We start from the raw sequence: 17,291 nt of genomic DNA, 5'->3' as shown, positions 1-17,291 counted from the left end.
TTTACAAATATTTTTTGAAATAATGAACAGTTTAATTTTTAAGGAATATAACCGGTCCTTTTATTTCAATAGTCTGATCAATATATTCTTTTCGGATTTGATGAATCATTTTTCCTTTGACTTCAGTATCTGCATCTAATTGCACCAGCATTAACGTTAATTGAAGATGGTCAATTGGTGCTGTGACTAAGAGCTGTGTTAAAAATCTGAAAGATGCATTTGGGTTTACTTCTATTTTTAATGGAAATGATATATTACAATGAAGCATGATGTAAGATTCGACACTAGAGTCGTTTGTTAAGATATAATAATCAAGTTCATTGCAGGATTCGGATAAAAAATAAATAGGTTTGTCGCTTTTATTAATGATCATCGCCTCAACATTAATAATTGATGTATCCGTTTCGTGTGTTTTTAATGTATATGAGAATTCAATAGTATTTTGTGCTAAAGCGTAAGCGGAAGTAATTAGAAAAAAGAAAAACACCAATAAAATTCTCATACTTCTGTTTTTCGACTAATTATTGTCCAATATCCTTTTTATTCCCGCTCTGTAATCCGGATGATCCGTCATTCCGTTATGACCAAGTCCGTTTATCGTGATCAGGGTATCTCCACTCTTGAACTCTTGTTGCAGTTTCAGCGACGATTCATAATAAATAACCTGGTCCTGATCGCCATGAAAGAGGACAACCGGCATCTTACAGCTCTTGAGATAATGATTTGTTTCAAATTTGTATTTTAAAATAAACGTTGGAATAATCGGGAACCGTTGCTGCACAATATCTACGAGGCTATAATAAGGCGCCTGTAAAATCAGCAGTTTAGGGTTATTTGCCGAAGCTGTTTTTGAAGCCAACCCGCTGCCGATAGAATAACCTAATACAATGATTTTATTTTCTGCATAGTTCTTTTTTAATTCATCGTAAACGATCTGTATATCTTCGAATAATTGTACCTGTCCGTTTATAGTGCCTTCACTTTTTCCGTAACCGCGGTAATCCAGTATAAATACATCGTAGTTGGAATCGGTATAAACGCTGGCAACATAGCCCCATGAAGCCAGTGAACCGGCATTTCCATGGAGATAAAAAATTAAACCTTTTGAATGCTCCGCTTTAAACAGTAAGCCATTTAATTTTTTTCCATCAGCCATTTCAATATTTTTTTCTTCAAATGGCTGATCAAAGTCAAATCTAAAGCCGGCATCTAATTTTTGAGGAAAGAAAATTAATTTTTCCTGAAAAAAATATAAAAGTCCGCATACAAACACATAAATGCCTGCAAGTACTTTTAAGGTACTGATAAGAATTATTTTCATTCAGAATAGAAGTTAGTGAACCGGTACCGTTTCGCTACGGATGCAGCAGCAGCTATTTGATTGCTGCAGTATGTGTAACACCCAGGATGTAGATTTTTGGTTTAAATAAATAGGGCACGACACCCAGTGCAACCATACCTGCACCTAATCCCAGGTAAGTGCCGGTAGAACCATCTTCGCCTGCTAATGCGCTGGAGCTTGCCATGGTGTAAGCGCCTCCCAAAATGAAAAATGCACCCACCGCTTTGGTTACGCTATGTATGGTGGTAGACTTTTGCAATGCATGCAGATCCGACAATGGAATTTCTTTAATAGTGCTTCCTTCATCTTCGTTGGGTAAATAAAACGTAATGGAAGTGGCCGTAATGTTTTGAATTTTTCCTTTTTCAAAATCTGTATCATCAAACGCTTTAAACCGGATTGTTTTACCGATCACAAAAGTTTTAACTTTTCCGTTTTTAGCACTCGTCAGTTCCAGTTGTTTCTGAGCAACCGATGCAAAAGAAACAACGCTTAAAAATAGCGCAAAAAGCAGTTTTGATTTTTTCATAGTTTTAATAAGTATAGAGTACGTAGTACATAGTACTAAGTACAAAAATGGTCAAATTTTATTGTAAGCGGACTGTGTAATACAGACCAAGGTCGCCCGGCCTTAAGCTTTCCGCCTTATGCATTAAGCTTACACCGTTTCGTGTAATTGCTTCAGATAAATATTCCGGTAAATACCTTCTTTATCCATTAATTCTTCATGCGAGCCGCTTTGAGCAATCTGTCCATCTTCTAAAACGATAATTTTGTCCGCAAGTTTCACCGAAGAGACCCTATGTGAGATAATAATTGTACTGCGGTCTCCTAAGACAACTTTTAAATTATTCAGAATGGTATCTTCTGTCTTGGTATCAACAGCAGATAAACAATCATCCAGGATAAATAAACGTGGATTTCTGATAAATGCACGTGCCAGCGACAGGCGTTGTTTCTGACCGCCCGATAAGGTAATGCCGCGCTCACCTAAAATGGTATCCAGACCCATCGGGAAATGCTGAATGGAGGTGTACAGGTCGGAAAATTTTGCTGCTTCAATGATCTGTTCTTCCGTTACATTGTCAAAACCAAAGGCAATGTTGTTGCGGATGGTATCGGAAAACAGGAATACATCCTGTGGTACAAAACCAATCTGGCTGCGCAGGAATTGCAGGTTATAATCACGTATGGATATGCCATCAATTTCAATGTCGCCGGAACTTGTATCGTACAAGCGGCAAAGCAATGAAGCGATGGTTGATTTACCTGAACCGGTATTGCCGATAATTGCAAGTGTCTGACCCGGTGCAACCATAAAGCTGATGTGCTTACTGGCTTCAATGCCCGTATCGGGATAGGTAAAAGAAACATCCTTAAATGCGATCGCGCCTTTAATAGGGGTAGTAATTTCTTTTCCTTTAAGAAGGGTATTTTTCTGTTTTAAAAACTGATTGATACGTTCCTGCGATACCTCGGCACGCTTTATCATCACAGTGATCCAGCCCAGAGAAGTAACCGGCCAGGCCAGTTTATTCAGGTAGAAAATAAATTCTGCAATATTTCCATTCGTTACACCTTCACCGGCAATTACTTTTTTACCACCGATCCAGACAATAAAGATGATGGAAGCACCGATCAAAAAGACCATTAGCGGAAAAAACAAGGCATTAATCTGTGTCAGGTGAATGGATTTTGATTTATACTCGTTGCTTTGCGCATCAAACTGTGTTGTCATGGAAGTTTCTCTGCCAAACGATTTCACCACACGGATACCTGAAAATGTTTCCTGCACCAGCGAAGATAAACGCGACATGCTGCGCTGTATTTCTTCAGAGTGCCTGGTAATAACATTCTGTACGGTGTAAATACTGATCACCAGGAACGGCAATGGAATGAGTGTATATAACGTTAATTCCGTGCTCACCGAAAGCATGATCGGAACAGTTACAATGAATATGGCAAACAGGTTCATGCCATACATCAGGGCAGGGCCCAGGTAGTTACGCACCTGGTTCACATCTTCTGAAATCCGGTTCATGATATCGCCGGTGTTGTTGCGCTTATAAAAGCTTACCGGAAGCTGCTGGTAATGATCGTAGATTTCATTTTTTACATCGTATTCAATGCGGCGGGAGGTGCCGATAATGATCTTGCGCTGCAGATACAGGAAAATACCGCTCAATATGGTTAAACCAAGGATCTGCAGTACCAGAAACGTTACTTTTGAACCGAATTCAGCCTGGAGAGTAACTTTTTCAGTTCCTGCAGCCTGTTTTAAGGCAGGTAAGGATTGCTCCAGATAATCGATGGTTTCGCGGATAACCGGCCCCTGATAACTTCCGAAAAAATTGTTTAAAAACACGAATGCTATACCTGCAAGCAGGTAATATCTGTATTGGAAAAGATATTTATTTAAATGACTTAATGCCCAGTTCTTCACAAATTATGTATGTTTCAATAAAATTATCCGTTGGAATCTTTTTTAAAAAAGAGTACCTTTGTATTTCAACACAAAGTAAGAAATTTCTGTTTCTTTAAATCAACAAACAGATTTACTTCTATAATAATTCACAGAAATTACTCTGTAAAACAAAAAATGTTCTTTTAAATAGTATGCTGAATCGAAGAATTCTCCGTATCAAGGTAATGCAGTCGTTATATGCATTATACCAAACGAAAGTATCAAATTACCATTTAGGTATGGATGAAATTACGGAGTTATTTGCTCCTGATTTAATGTCACCTGACGTACAGGATGTTCCAGCATTAGAATTAAAAAAGAAAACTGCCCATGCTTCCTACGAAGCATTTTTTGAAAAGCATGATACCGGCTATACCGAAGCTGCACCGGACATTCGCAAAGCAGTTACAGAAGCAATCAATCAGTACCACAACGCGCATACCAGAGATGTTAATCATTTTAAGAACATGCTGCTTGAAGATGTAGCACGTGTTGAAATGATGTATAAACTCGTTTTGTTCAGTGCAACACGCCTTATGGCAATTGCTGAAGCAGATGCCAAAGAGGGGATACATACCGTTGTTAAAAGCGAAGTGCCGGAATATTTTTATAAGCTGAAAAACAATCCTGTTTTACTGGCCATCGAAAAAAATAAATCACTGAGGCTGTTCGTAGAAAAAAATAAACTGAACCCGCCGGTTGATTTGTTAAAAACGGTTTACAAGAAAAAGATCAAGCAGGATCCGTTGTACATCGAGTATCAGAAATTTCCCGAATCAACGTTTGAAAAAGATAAAGAAATCGTTCAGCATTTAGTTAAAACATATTTGTTTAAAAATGAACAGCTGGATGCATACTGGGAAGATCTGGATTACAACTGGAGTGAAAACGATGAAGCCATCAGAAGCCTTACACTAAAAGCAGTTAAGGGCATTGTTGAAACAACAGATGAAATGTATGAACTGCCGTCATTGTCGCCAAACTGGGAAGATGATCAGGAATTTATGCTGGAATTATACAAAGAGTCTACCGCGTTTGATGATGCCGCTGAAAAATTAATAACAGATAAGGTACAAAACTGGGACATTGAGCGTCTTGCTTTTACCGATCGCATTATACTGAAAATGGCATTGACAGAAATGGTGAAATTCCCGAATATTCCAGTAAAAGTAACCATTAATGAGTATATTGAGTTATCGAAATCATATAGTACACCGAAGAGTAAGCAATTTGTAAATGGTCTGTTGGATACTATTTCTATCGACCTGCAGAAGAGCGGCCTTATTCAGAAGAGCGGCAGAGGTTTGATGGATAATAAGTAGTCGCGTATAGCCAGTTCCTCGATCTGTGGCACACAGACCGAAATTTACGTTCCTATACATAAAAATGTTCTGTGTGTTACATACCATGGAATGAACTAATAGAAACATGGAAAACAAAAACTCAAACAACATCATACCCGCACTTTTAATAGGCCTTGCAGCAGGTGCAGTATTAGGTGTATTATTTGCTCCGGATAAAGGTTCAAATACACGTGCCCGTTTAAAATTTAAACTGAGCCGGTACAAAGAACAGCTTATATCTTTTATAGAAGAATTTGAAGCAGGTAAAGAAGCGTTCAAAAATTCAGAAGACGTTGCTGAGTCCAAAGAAACAGCAGAAAAATTGGTTGCTGAAATAGAAGAACTGATCCAGAAAATTCAATCAGGAAAAGCCTGAAATGAAAACACATATATTTCTATACCCAGGAGAAGGCATAGGCCCGGAGCTGTTTGAATCGCTTCGGGCTTTTTTTAGTCTGTTCAACGACAAACTTGAATATCATTATTTAGCATCCTTTCAGGATCTGTCTTCTTTGAATAAACCGTATTATGTATTGTGCGGTCCTTTTGCCTCTGAACAGGAGCAAACAGATGTATTGAATCCGTTACATCCGCTTTATGCGCATACGCTTGTACCACATGATAAGAAAGGGAATGCCAGTATACTCGCATTGCCGTTAACACAAAAACAAACCACAGGCGCATTAAAGGATTTGTCGGTTATTGCAGCCTGTTTTGATCCGGCACATAAAGTTGTGATGGTGCAGCAATACCAGGAACAGCCGCAGATCTGGGAAGATGCTATGAAAGCGTGGACCAAGCTTGCCTTTTCCAATCACGACTGGAAGTTTGAAGATGCAAACGTACTTTCATTCATCAAGCACAGCCAATACAGTAAAGCCAACCAGGTGGTGAGTTCTATGGAAGGAGCAAACGTACTGAAGGCTTTATACGCTTCGATTTATAAATCATTAAACAGGGCGCATACACTGATTGAAGTAGAAGATGGCTATATTACCATGCCCATGCACGGGCATGCACCCGATATTGTGGGTATGGGCATTGCTAATCCATATGCATTACTAATGGCCTTCTGCCGGTTGTTAACTGTTGCCGGTTATGAAGAATTGGCTCAACAGGTTGAAAATCAAATTGAAAGTGCGTTTTATGAAAATCGTGATCAAACAACACCCGATCAGGGAGGTGTGCTTAATACAGAAAAATATATGGCTATGATGGTAGAATGTATAAATTTGTAATCAACAGCCCAATTAAGCTAAGTTTTAACTATTTTAGAGGTATTAAAAAATAAATAATGATTACTACTATGAAACGTATTGTGACCTATGCATTTTTATTGTCTGCAGCATTCGCTGTAGTATCATGTAGCAACAACGAAGAGAAAAAAAGTGAAGAAGCAGCTGTTACGCAGAGCCCTGCTTTGGTACAGGAATTAAAAACAACCGCGATCACATTTAAAGAACCGGAACATGCTTTCGGTGATGTGAAAGAAGGGGAAATGGCCAAACACGAATTTGTTTTCCAGAATACTGGCAGTGAGCCGCTGTATGTAAGAGATGCGAAAGCATCCTGCGGCTGTACAACTCCTGAATGGACGAAAGATACCATTGCTCCGGGGGCTGAAGGTAAGATCCTTGTTCAGTTCAACAGCGAAGGCCGTCCGGGAGATTTTACTAAAACGGTAACCGTGTTAGCCAATACAGATCCGGAAGCAACAGTCATTACCATTAAAGGACATGTGATCGGAAAACAAAAAGAAATCACAGGCCCTTACTTAAAGGATGCAAATTAATCTGCTGAATACTTAAAAATTTAAACCAAATATATATTACAATGTCAAACGTTCAATTAATCTTATTACAAGCACAAGGAAGCAATAACTATTTACAATTTGGTTTTATTGCTGTAATGATCGCGGTATTCTATTTCTTTATGATCCGTCCGCAGCAAAAGAAAGCGAAAGAACAGGAGACATTCCGCTCAAACTTAAAACCCGGCGATAAAGTGCAAACGATCGGAGGTTTACACGGAACAATTGCAAGTATCGAAAGTGATGGGACGATTGTTTTATTGGTAGATCGTATTCGTATGAAATTTGAAAAAAGTGCTGTTCAGGGCCTTTCTACAAAAGCTGAATAACACCCATGTATAAATAAACCTCCAACGATAAAGGATTATTCCAACATCGCTGGAGGTTTAGTTTTAACCAGATTTTTCTAAACAGCGAATACATTGAAAGCTATATTGAGATTATTTAAGAGAAAATACGACTGGAAAGTAATGTTTGTATGCCTGATCGCTACAATGTTGTTTTGGTTGTTGAATTCCATGAGTAGAGATCACTTGGCAGATGTTACGTATCCTGTTATTTTTAAATACGACAATCAGCAGTTAATGACAAACACCGATACCAAAGCTGAAATCGCCTTTCACGCATACGGGCAAGGCTGGGAGTTGTTAAAATTAAAATTGAATTGGTTTGTTGATCCCATTGAGATCAATCTTCAGAAAAGAAAAAAATACAGGTATGTACTTTCGTCTGAATTGAAGCCTTACCTGGAAGATCATTTGCCGCAGCTTGAAATCCGTTATTTCATTTCTGATACCTTGTATACAGGTTTGGATAAAGTAAAAAAAGTTAAACTGAAAGTATATCTTGACCGCGAAGATATTTCCTTAGCCGAAGATTTTAAGATTGATGGCAATGTTGTTATCAGTCCGGAATATATTTTAGCTACAGGCCCTGGGTCTATCCTTGATACCATGCAGCATAAAATATTGATCCGTCTTTCTGATTCCGATATTTCTGAAGCGTATAAAGAAGAGATCCGTATACCGGAACCCAACAATGAACTGGTAAGTTATAATGCCCGAAAAGTTCAGGTATCGTTTAATGTTACAAGGCATAAAAGACCGTTTTCAAACTGATGTATAAAGTTGGAATCACGGGCGGTATCGGAACCGGTAAATCAACTGTGTGCCGTATTTTTTCGTTGTTAGGCATTCCTGTATATGATGCGGATACCCGTGCTAAATGGCTTACCGAAAATGATCCCGGAATACGGGCCGCTTTAATAAAATCCTTTGGCGAAGAAGTTTTTGCAACAGGTGTTTTAAACCGGGCATTCCTTGCTTCCGTTGCTTTTAAAGATGCGTCATCCACTGCTTTGCTTAATTCCATCACACACCCTCCAGTAGGGGAAGATTTTAAACAATGGGTACAGGCACAAGCACATGCGCCCTATGTATTAAAAGAAGCTGCCTTGCTGTATGAGGCGGGAACCGATAAAGAACTGGATGCAATGATTGTTGTAACGGCACCAGTGGAACTGCGCATGAGGCGTGTGCTGACACGCGATCCACAGCGCACAGAAGCTCAGGTGTCTGATATTATGAGCCGCCAGTGGTCTGATGAAGAGAAGATCGCCCGGGCAGATTTTACCATATCAAATGATGAGCAACAGTTACTCATTCCTCAGGTTCTGCATCTGCACGAACAATTTATTCGCAACGCACTTTCATAGACCATTTTTTCTTAGTAGATTCAGCTAAGAAAAACCCTGCATGTCACAAATTCAACTTAGCAGCGATCAAATGCGCTTTGAATGCTATACGCCTGAAGAATCACTTTCCATGTTAAGTGCACTGGTTGACTTTGCACAGGGTGAAGAAGTATGGGTGCTGGAAGGAGAGATGGGAGCCGGTAAAACAACTTTTGTACGTCAATGCGGTGCATATTTCGGTTTCATCGAACCAGTGCAAAGCCCTACTTTTTCTATCGTGAATGAATACCGTTCAAACAGCGGAAAAATATATTATCATTTTGATTTTTACAGAATCAATTCAGAGCGTGAAGCATATGAAATCGGCTGTGAAGATTATTTCTATTCAGGAAATATGTGTTTTATAGAATGGTCGTCTCGTATACCATCGCTGCTTCCTGATACCTATTTAAAAATCACAATTCATATACTCAATGAACAGGCCCGGGCATATACAGTTACCCGTGTGAATACCACTCATAGCTAAATCAACGAGTACTATAACGGAAGATATCACGTCATGAAAACAAAGTCTGAATTAGGCGTATTGGTAAAAGAACAGATTTTATATCCGAAAGAACAGCTGATGAAAGTGCGCAAGCAACATCCACAGCTGTGTATCGGCATACCTAAAGAGTTAGAAGGCATTGAAAACAGAGTATGTTTAACCCCTGAAGCGGTAGCGTTGATTGTAAACAACGGGCATATTGTTCAGGTAGAAACAGGTGCAGGTTTGAACGCGAAATTTTCAGACCGGGAATACAGTGAAGCCGGTGCGAAAATTGTGTATTCGAAAAAAGAAGTTTTTGATTCGGAAATTGTGTTGAAAGTAGATCCGCCAACAACAGAAGAAATCGGTTATATGAAACCGGGCAAGACCCTGATCTCAGCCCTTCAGATGTCTACGCTTGATCCGGGTTATATTACAGAGATTAATAAAAAACGTATCACCGGCCTTGCCTATGAATTTATTGAAGACAAGGCAGGGGGAAAGCCGGTTGTAAAATCCATGAGTGAAATTGCCGGAAGCGCTGTTATGCAGATTGCTGCCGAATACCTGATCTCTAAAAACGGTATGGGGGTAATATTAGGTGGCGTAACCGGTGTGCCTTCAACAAAAGTACTGATCTTAGGTGCCGGAACAGTGGCCGAATACGCTGCCCGTACGGCTATTGGATTGGGTGCGGAGGTAAAAGTATTCGACAGTCATTTATATCGCTTACGACGCATAAAATTAAACCTGGGTATGCAATTGTATACCTCAGTAATTGATACGGTAAATCTACGGAAAGAATTACGCGAGGCCGATGTTGTAATCGGTTCGCTGCGTGCCGAAGAAGGTACGTCATGTCTGGTAACAGATGAAATGGTAACAGAAATGAAACCTAACTCGATTGTGGTGGATGTAAGTATTGATCAGGGAGGATGTTTTGAAACGTCTCAGATCACGAATCACATCAGTCCTATTTACAGAAAGTATGATGTGATCCATTATTGTGTGCCGAATATACCGTCGCGCGTGGCGCGTACTGCTACTATTTCACTAAGTAATATTTTTGCACCGATCCTGTTACAGATTGCAGAAGCTGGCGGAGTCGAAGAGATGATTCACCACAAAGAATGGTTTATGAACGGCATCTACAGCTATAAAGGATATTTAACGAATTCAATTATGGCTAAAAAATACAACGAATCTTATAAGGATATAAAGCTGTTAACGGCGAGTATGTTTTAGAAGAGAGGCAAAAAAGCTTAATGCCTAAGGCGAAAGGCTTTCCGGAGCAAAAGATAAAAGCTTCTGTTTACTTTATAATATATTTGAAACGAAAAAGGCTCAGTTGTAATCAGATACAACTGAGCCTTTTTCGTTTAGCGTTTAGCGTTTAGCGTTCCGCTTACTACTGTTTCACAATTTTTGTTGTAATAACATCTGTGCTGCTGGATACGGTAAGCATATACATACCTTTTGAAAGGCCTTCAGCTATTGTTTTTCTTTCATTAAATGAACCTGTTCCGTATTCGATCAGCTGGCCATTCACTGCGTAGATTGAATAACTGTACGTGCCTGCATTATCACCACCTGCCCCTGTTACCAATAAAGTGGTACTTTGCAGGAACGGATTTGGATAGGTCGTTACCTGCATCAATCCATCACTTGAATAAGCTCTCATTGCAGTAGACGAGAACTTACCGTCAAAGTCATGCTGTGTAATGCGGTAATAGGAAGTACCGGCTAACGGTGCATTGTCTATGAAGTAATAGTTTGAAGCAATATCTCTGTTTCCGCCACCTTCAACGTTACCAATGATTTCAAAATTAATACCATCGGCAGAACGTTCTACAGCAAAGTATTTGTTGTCTTTTTCATCTGCTGTTCCCCACGTTAACTTACAGGCATTGTCTAATGGCGTAAGGTAGAACGTAGTCCAGGTTACAGGCTGCGGGCAGTTGCTGATTGCACGAACGGGAACACGTGCGCAAGGGTATTTGGCAGATATTTTCCAATTATAAAAGAATGCATAGCCATCCGGGTCGGTTGTCGGACTGGCATTATTACTTGTATTAGCGCCAGTAATGGTGATAGCGGAAGAAGGGTTAGAAGCAATCGGGTAAGTAAATCCGGATGTATTTACCTGAGGCTGACCATTACCATGCGTGTTGCCGTTTATTTTTAAACGTAAGGATGAACCCCATGCAGATGAGATTGTAAACCCTGTAAACGGAAACGTGTATAAGTGGATGCCATTGTCAGCCGGCACTGTTTCTAAGGATGGTTGTGAAGTAAATACTCTGGCAGGGGATAGTGAAGCACCAGAAGCACTTACTACTTCCAATGTCACAGTGAAAGCAGGCCATCCGCTTCCTGGCTGGTAATTTGTTATAAATGGTATCTGAAGTGAATTGACAGTTACATCTCCTACAATATTGAAAGACTGAGTCCAGCCATTGCCATAATTGATTCCAGTGGTGGTATATGTCTGGGCTGCAGCTGTACCAGTTGTTGCAACTTCATCCTGCACATAATATGTCTGAGTAGCTGTTGTGCCTGCAGGTATTGATGGAATGGTGTATTGAGACGTAGTTGCATTAGGCGTTGTTACACCTGATGTAATTTCAGTTCCCCCCGTAGGAGTCGTAAACCATTTTAATGTAGAGCTGTTTGCATTGGTTGCTGCGAGTACAACGTTTGTTGCAGGATTAGGTGCTGTTGCACAGTAATAACCATCTATAGGTGTTACTGTAGAACTTGATGTAATGGTTGTTGTACTGGATGCTGTAACACAGCCCGGTGAAGAAACGTCAACCCGGTATGTGCCGGCAGATGTTGCCGTATATGTTTTATTATCATTCGGAAAAGGTGCTAAAACACCGTTCCTATACCACTTGTATGTGGCGCCGATTCCTGCATAACCGGCATCTAACACTTGAGAAGTGCTTGAACAGAACGTGTAGGGTCCACCAATATTTACACTTATTGTATTGGTGATAACAATGACATCGGATTTTACACATGAACCATTATCTGTTACACAAACTGAATAGGTACCAGGAGTTGAAATTACTCTTGTGTATGGAGCAGTAAGTCCGGATCCTGAAAGGCCGTCATTCCAATAAACGTTAGTAGTGGTTTTTTGCGGTACATTTGCATCCAGTGTAATAGGTGCGCCACCTCTGCCGCAAAGTGTTAAATCGGGGCCAAGATTCGGTTGCGGACCGGGTGCACCAAAGCTGCAACCAGGTGTAAAAGCAATATCATCAATACCAAAATCTACCTGGCTTCCACACAAATTCAAGTTATTGTTCTGTATACTGATAGGTACAGGGCCGCTTGTTGATCCGGAGTTCCATACAATTTCATAGCGGATCCAGCCGCCGCCTGCCTGAGTTCCGTTACTTGCAGTGGCACCACCTTTTGCAGGTGCAAGAATATTTGCGCCCAACGAGTTTCCTCCGATATTAAACCTTAGATTACCAGGATCTGTAGTCATATCTTTCAAAGACGAGATCCAAACAGAAAAATAATAATTTGTATTGGCAACAACATTTACTGTCTGGTACCAAACACGAATAGTTGTTGCTCCACCGCTACACTGTCCATCTACCATTAAAAAGTTACCTGAACCTGTAGTATGATCTCCATAAGAATTGAAACCACCAGGTCCCGTGTTAAACTGTAACTGAGGATTTGTACCAACTAAGATATCACCAGGAAGCGACTGCCCGCTGGTTAGGACTTTATAACCACCAGGACCCGCATCAAAGCTCCAACCTGTATATCCATTGCTAAAATCTCCATTCACAACCAGATTCTCTCCAAGGTTTAAATCAGTAGCACACGTTTGAGCTACTAAACTAACCGATGAAGTAAGAAACCATCCAAAAAATAATACCGACAATAAATTTTTTATCATATTCTTTGTTTTCATAGACTTATTCATAGAATAAATAGAAAAATATTCAACTAATTAAACGGGCAATATTATCTAAAGTTAAGAAAAAAATCAGAATTCTTTATGTAAAATTAATTAAGTAATTAACATTCAAATTATTGAATATATAGTAGTTGTACATTTTTAATTCAATAATCTGATATGTGAGATTTAAAGGCAAATAAGCATATTTTTGTGCGTTTAGTAGGTATGAAAAAAGTATGAATGGTTTAGAACGAAGCAGGCAATTCTACATTTGGTACACATTTTTTTAAATAATCAAGAGCACCTAAACACACCAGTCTCTTTAAATACTTTTAAGTAGGAGGATGTATTGGATAAATAGAATTCTTTCCGGCTAGGTTAACATAGACCTTTGGAAGACTTTATTTTGTATCACCGGGCGGCTCCATGAACGAATCCGATATAAAAAAAAAAGTCACGCTAACAGCGTGACTTTTTTTAAAAGATAATAAATAAAGTATTATTGAAGGATATGCATTTCAACACGGCGGTTTTTCTTACGGCCTTCCGGTGTATCATTTGTATCAACCGGTCTTGCTTCACCAAACCCATCTGTTGTTAATCTGGCAGCACCAACACCTTTAGAAACAAGGTAGTTTTTAACAGATATCGCACGACGTTTTGAGAGGTCAAGGTTCGCTTCGTCATCACCTACATTATCCGTGTGGCCTTCAATGTACAGGTTATAAAGCGGGTTATTTCTTAACACTTTTGCTAAATCATCTAACGATTGGAAAGAAGAAGAAACAATAACATCTGAACCTGTTTCAAACAATAAGTTGTCAAATGCTTTTTGAAGCGCTGCTTTTTCTGCCGGTTTCAATTCCGGGCAGCCTCTGTTTGTTTTTGGTCCAGGTGTACTCGGGCATAAATCGGAATAATCTTCTACACCATCGCCATCACTGTCTTTGAATGGCGGAGGGCAACCATCATACTGAAGTGTTCCCGGTACTTTCGGGCATTTATCTTTATTATCCGGAATACCATCACCGTCTGTATCGGGGCAACCTTTGTACATTTTTAAACCGGGTACAGTAGGACAGTCATCTACGTTATCCATGATTCCGTCACCATCTTTATCTCCCCAAGGGCAGCCATGGTTTTCTCTTGGCCCTGCTTCATTTCTGCATGAATCTTCGTAGTCAAAGATCCCGTCAAAATCCACATCATACGGACAGCCGAATGGTGTTACAGGTTCGCCTTTGGGTGTATGGATGCATTGATCGCGGCTATCCGGTACACCATCATGATCTGAATCAGCATCGTGATATACAGGAGTATATGGATCTTTCTTTTTCTTTTTAGCTGCCTTGGCTTTTTTCTGATATTTCTTGCTTTGGGCAGGGTTTTGAGCGGATACCTCAATGGTACTTGTCGTTGATAGTACAAGTAATAAAATTAAGATGCGTACAAAATGTTTCATTCGATTAGGGATTCGTAAAAGTATAAATTTAAGATACAAGTTCCTTTAATGCTTCTTCCAGGGATTTAATTTTAGAAAGCGCATCCTGTTGTTTTTGTCTTTCGTTTTCAAGCACGTGGGCTGCTGCGTTTTGTACGAATTTATCATTATTTAGTTTCTTTTCAACAGAAACTAAGAAACCTTTCGTATACTCCAGTTCTTTCTGGATACGTTCTTTCTCTTCATTTACATCTACTTGCGAAGATTGAATAGAGAAAAAGAATTCGTCATTTTTAATAATAAAGGATGCGCAGCCCTCAACTTTTTGTTCAACAAAAGCTATTTCTCCAGCTAATCCCAGTTTTTTAATAACAGTATCAAACGCTTTGTAGGTATCATTCTGGGAGGCTTTAATATAGAGTTCAGGACGTACGTCTTTTGCCAGTTGCTTGGAAACACGGATGTTTCTTAATTGAGTAACAATTTCCATGATGGAATTACCACCTGTTAATACATCCGGAGAATAAGGTTTAACCGTTGGCCACGCTGCAACAATCACACAATCTGTTGCACTGCGCTCCTTAATTTCATGCCATAATTCTTCGGTAATGAACGGCATAAACGGATGTACAATTTTTAATATCTCTTCAAAAATCGCTAAGGTTTCCTCATAGGTTTTTGCATCGATTGGCTTACCGAACTCGGGCTTGATCATTTCCAGATACCACGCACACAAATCATCCCAAACCAATTTGTACACACTCATCAGCGCATCAGATAAACGGTATTTACTGAAATGATCTTCGATCTCCACCAAACTTGCGTTGATACGTGCGTTCAGCCATTCAACCGAAGCCGCGTTTACGTAAGGTAAGCTCTTATCTATTTCCCAGCCTTTTATTAAACGGAAAGCGTTCCAGAGTTTATTTGTGAAGTTTCTTCCCTGTTCACAATATTTATCATCAAACAATAAATCATTTCCGGCAGGAGAACTCAACAGCATACCAAAACGTACACCATCTGCACCATACTTCGTGATCAGATCTAACGGGTCAGGAGAGTTACCTAACGACTTAGACATTTTACGGCCTTGTTTGTCACGTACAATACCGGTTAAGTATACATTGCTGAAAGGTTTTTCACCTCTGAAAGCATAACCCGCCATAATCATACGCGCCACCCAGAAGAATAAAATTTCAGGTGCTGTTACCAGATCGTCAGTAGGGTAATAGTACTTGATGTCTTCGTTGTTGGGATCTTTGAAACCATCGAATACAGAGATCGGCCACAACCAGGAAGAGAACCAGGTATCCAGTACATCTTCGTCCTGTTTTAAATCAGCAAGGGTTAATGCAGCATTGCTGGTAAGTGCTTTCGCTTTTGCCAAAGCTTCTGTTTCATTCAACGCAACAATATACTGTCCGTCGGATAAATACCAGGCAGGTATACGCTGTCCCCACCACAATTGACGGGAGATACACCAATCTTTAATATTGTCGATCCAGTGTTTGTACGTATTTTTAAACTTCGCAGGATGTAATTTTATTTCATCGTTCATTACTGAACTCAACACTTCCGGATGTTTATCCATGAAGCTACGCATATTTACGAACCACTGTAAGGAAAGGCGTGGTTCAACAACAGCATTGGTACGTTCAGAATAACCAACGTTGTTTGTAATGTTATCTGTTTTGGTTAAAAAACCTTTTTCTTCCAGTTCAGCAGAAAGTTGTTTGCGAACTTTGAAACGGTCCAGGCCAACGTATAACTGAGCCTTCTCATTGAATGTACCATCGTCATTCATAATGTCGATCACTTCCAGCCCATGTTTCTGTCCCAGCTGATAATCGTTTACATCGTGGGCCGGTGTTACCTTAAGGCAGCCTGTTCCGAATTCAAGATCTACGTATTCATCTTCAATGATTGGTATTTCTTTATTGATCAGCGGAACAATAACTTTTTTCCCTTTTAAGTGTTTCCAGCGTTCATCTTTCGGGTGGATACACACGGCAGTATCACCAAGAATGGTTTCAGGGCGTGTCGTTGCTACAAGCGCATAGTCATCCGAACCAACAACCTGGTATCTGATATAATATAATTTGGACTGAACTTCTTTGTGAATCACTTCTTCATCCGATAACGCTGTTTTACCTTCCGGATCCCAGTTAACCATACGGAATCCACGGTAGATCATGCCATCTGCGTAGAGTTTATTGAACACTTCAATAACGGCATCTGAAAGATTGTCTTCCATGGTGAAACGTGTTCTGTCCCAGTCACAGGAAGCACCCAGTTTTTTCAACTGTTCAAGTATGATTCCGCCGTATTTATCCTTCCATGCCCAGGCATGTTCTAAAAATTTATCCCTAGACAGGTCGCTTTTTTTTATGCCCTGTTCACGCAGCAAAGCAACCACTTTTGCTTCTGTAGCAATAGAAGCGTGGTCCGTACCAGGTACCCAGCAGCTTTCTTTGCCTTCCATACGTGCCTTCCGGATCAACACATCCTGGATGGTATTATTCAGCATGTGACCCATGTGTAAAACTCCCGTTACGTTTGGAGGAGGAATGACAATGGTAAATGGTTTTTTATTGACATGCGGAGCTGAATGAAAGAATTTATTTTCAAGCCAATAGGAGTACCATTTTGTTTCTACTTCAACCGGGGAATATGTTTTACGGATTTCAGACATAGGAATTATCAAACTATACGTTTCATCTTAATGAAGCTGCAAGTTAGTTATT

The 17,291-nt window shown here is 39.8% G+C and carries 16 protein-coding genes; 9 read left to right on the top strand and 7 right to left on the bottom strand.

Annotation, left to right across the window (positions count from 1 at the left end; all coding sequences use genetic code 11):
* Window positions 1-31: 31 nt before the first annotated feature.
* From CHU_RS11920 to CHU_RS11905, 4 genes are all read right to left on the bottom strand, one after another.
* Complete coding sequence (locus CHU_RS11920) at window positions 32-502, bottom strand: hypothetical protein (RefSeq protein WP_011585820.1); 471 nt, start codon at window positions 500-502, stop codon at window positions 32-34.
* Window positions 503-517: 15 nt separating this feature from the next.
* Window positions 518-1,321 carry an alpha/beta hydrolase gene (locus CHU_RS11915; RefSeq protein ID WP_011585819.1) on the bottom strand — a complete coding sequence of 268 codons (804 nt, stop codon included), beginning with the start codon at window positions 1,319-1,321 and terminating at the stop codon, window positions 518-520.
* A gap of 52 nt (window positions 1,322-1,373) precedes the next feature.
* A complete protein-coding gene (locus tag CHU_RS11910; RefSeq protein WP_049755552.1) occupies window positions 1,374-1,871 on the bottom strand; it encodes a hypothetical protein in 498 nt (165 codons plus the stop codon).
* Between the two features lie 129 nt (window positions 1,872-2,000).
* The gene (locus CHU_RS11905; RefSeq protein WP_011585817.1) at window positions 2,001-3,785 is read right to left on the bottom strand and encodes an ABC transporter ATP-binding protein; all 1,785 of its coding nucleotides are present in this window, start codon (window positions 3,783-3,785) and stop codon (window positions 2,001-2,003) included.
* A 173-nt stretch (window positions 3,786-3,958) separates the two neighbouring features.
* Here CHU_RS11905 and nusB point away from each other — a divergent pair, with 173 nt between their 5' ends.
* The 9 genes from nusB to CHU_RS11860 all read left to right on the top strand — a co-directional run bounded on the left by nusB (window position 3,959) and on the right by CHU_RS11860 (window position 10,426).
* Window positions 3,959-5,128 (top strand): transcription antitermination factor NusB, encoded by a 1,170-nt coding sequence (nusB, locus tag CHU_RS11900; protein ID WP_011585816.1) that lies wholly within the window; start codon window positions 3,959-3,961, stop codon window positions 5,126-5,128.
* 106 nt (window positions 5,129-5,234) lie between these two features.
* Window positions 5,235-5,525, top strand: coding sequence for a YtxH domain-containing protein (locus CHU_RS11895; protein ID WP_011585815.1), 291 nt, complete (start codon window positions 5,235-5,237; stop codon window positions 5,523-5,525).
* Window position 5,526: 1 nt separating this feature from the next.
* Entirely contained in the window at window positions 5,527-6,387 is an 861-nt protein-coding gene (locus CHU_RS11890) for an isocitrate/isopropylmalate family dehydrogenase (RefSeq protein ID WP_011585814.1), read from the top strand.
* A gap of 68 nt (window positions 6,388-6,455) precedes the next feature.
* Window positions 6,456-6,941 (top strand): DUF1573 domain-containing protein, encoded by a 486-nt coding sequence (locus tag CHU_RS11885; RefSeq protein WP_011585813.1) that lies wholly within the window; start codon window positions 6,456-6,458, stop codon window positions 6,939-6,941.
* 41 nt (window positions 6,942-6,982) lie between these two features.
* Window positions 6,983-7,288: a preprotein translocase subunit YajC gene (gene yajC, locus CHU_RS11880; RefSeq protein WP_011585812.1), complete on the top strand. Its 306-nt coding sequence runs from the start codon at window positions 6,983-6,985 to the stop codon at window positions 7,286-7,288.
* A 93-nt stretch (window positions 7,289-7,381) separates the two neighbouring features.
* On the top strand, window positions 7,382-8,077 hold the full coding sequence (locus tag CHU_RS11875) for a hypothetical protein (RefSeq protein ID WP_011585811.1): 696 nt from the start codon (window positions 7,382-7,384) through the stop codon (window positions 8,075-8,077).
* Window positions 8,077-8,673, top strand: coding sequence for a dephospho-CoA kinase (gene coaE / locus CHU_RS11870; protein ID WP_011585810.1), 597 nt, complete (start codon window positions 8,077-8,079; stop codon window positions 8,671-8,673). The genes CHU_RS11875 and coaE overlap by 1 nt, the downstream gene beginning before the upstream one ends.
* Window positions 8,674-8,713: 40 nt before the next feature.
* Complete coding sequence (locus tag CHU_RS11865; protein WP_011585809.1) at window positions 8,714-9,178, top strand: bifunctional alanine racemase/tRNA (adenosine(37)-N6)-threonylcarbamoyltransferase complex ATPase subunit type 1 TsaE; 465 nt, start codon at window positions 8,714-8,716, stop codon at window positions 9,176-9,178.
* A gap of 33 nt (window positions 9,179-9,211) precedes the next feature.
* Window positions 9,212-10,426, top strand: a complete 1,215-nt coding sequence (locus tag CHU_RS11860; protein ID WP_041932365.1) for an alanine dehydrogenase — start codon at window positions 9,212-9,214, stop codon at window positions 10,424-10,426.
* A gap of 163 nt (window positions 10,427-10,589) precedes the next feature.
* Here CHU_RS11860 and CHU_RS11855 read toward each other — a convergent pair whose 3' ends face one another.
* The 3 genes from CHU_RS11855 to CHU_RS11845 form a co-directional block, all read right to left on the bottom strand.
* Complete coding sequence (locus CHU_RS11855) at window positions 10,590-13,103, bottom strand: T9SS type A sorting domain-containing protein (protein ID WP_177254171.1); 2,514 nt, start codon at window positions 13,101-13,103, stop codon at window positions 10,590-10,592.
* 502 nt (window positions 13,104-13,605) lie between these two features.
* The gene (locus CHU_RS11850; protein WP_011585806.1) at window positions 13,606-14,568 is read right to left on the bottom strand and encodes an OmpA family protein; all 963 of its coding nucleotides are present in this window, start codon (window positions 14,566-14,568) and stop codon (window positions 13,606-13,608) included.
* Window positions 14,569-14,596: 28 nt separating this feature from the next.
* Window positions 14,597-17,239, bottom strand: coding sequence for a valine--tRNA ligase (locus tag CHU_RS11845; protein WP_011585805.1), 2,643 nt, complete (start codon window positions 17,237-17,239; stop codon window positions 14,597-14,599).
* Window positions 17,240-17,291: the final 52 nt, after the last annotated feature.

The sequence above is a fragment of the Cytophaga hutchinsonii ATCC 33406 genome, assembly GCF_000014145.1.
In the GTDB taxonomy this organism is placed as follows: domain Bacteria; phylum Bacteroidota; class Bacteroidia; order Cytophagales; family Cytophagaceae; genus Cytophaga; species Cytophaga hutchinsonii.
This window is presented reverse-complemented; position numbering and strand designations above follow the sequence as displayed.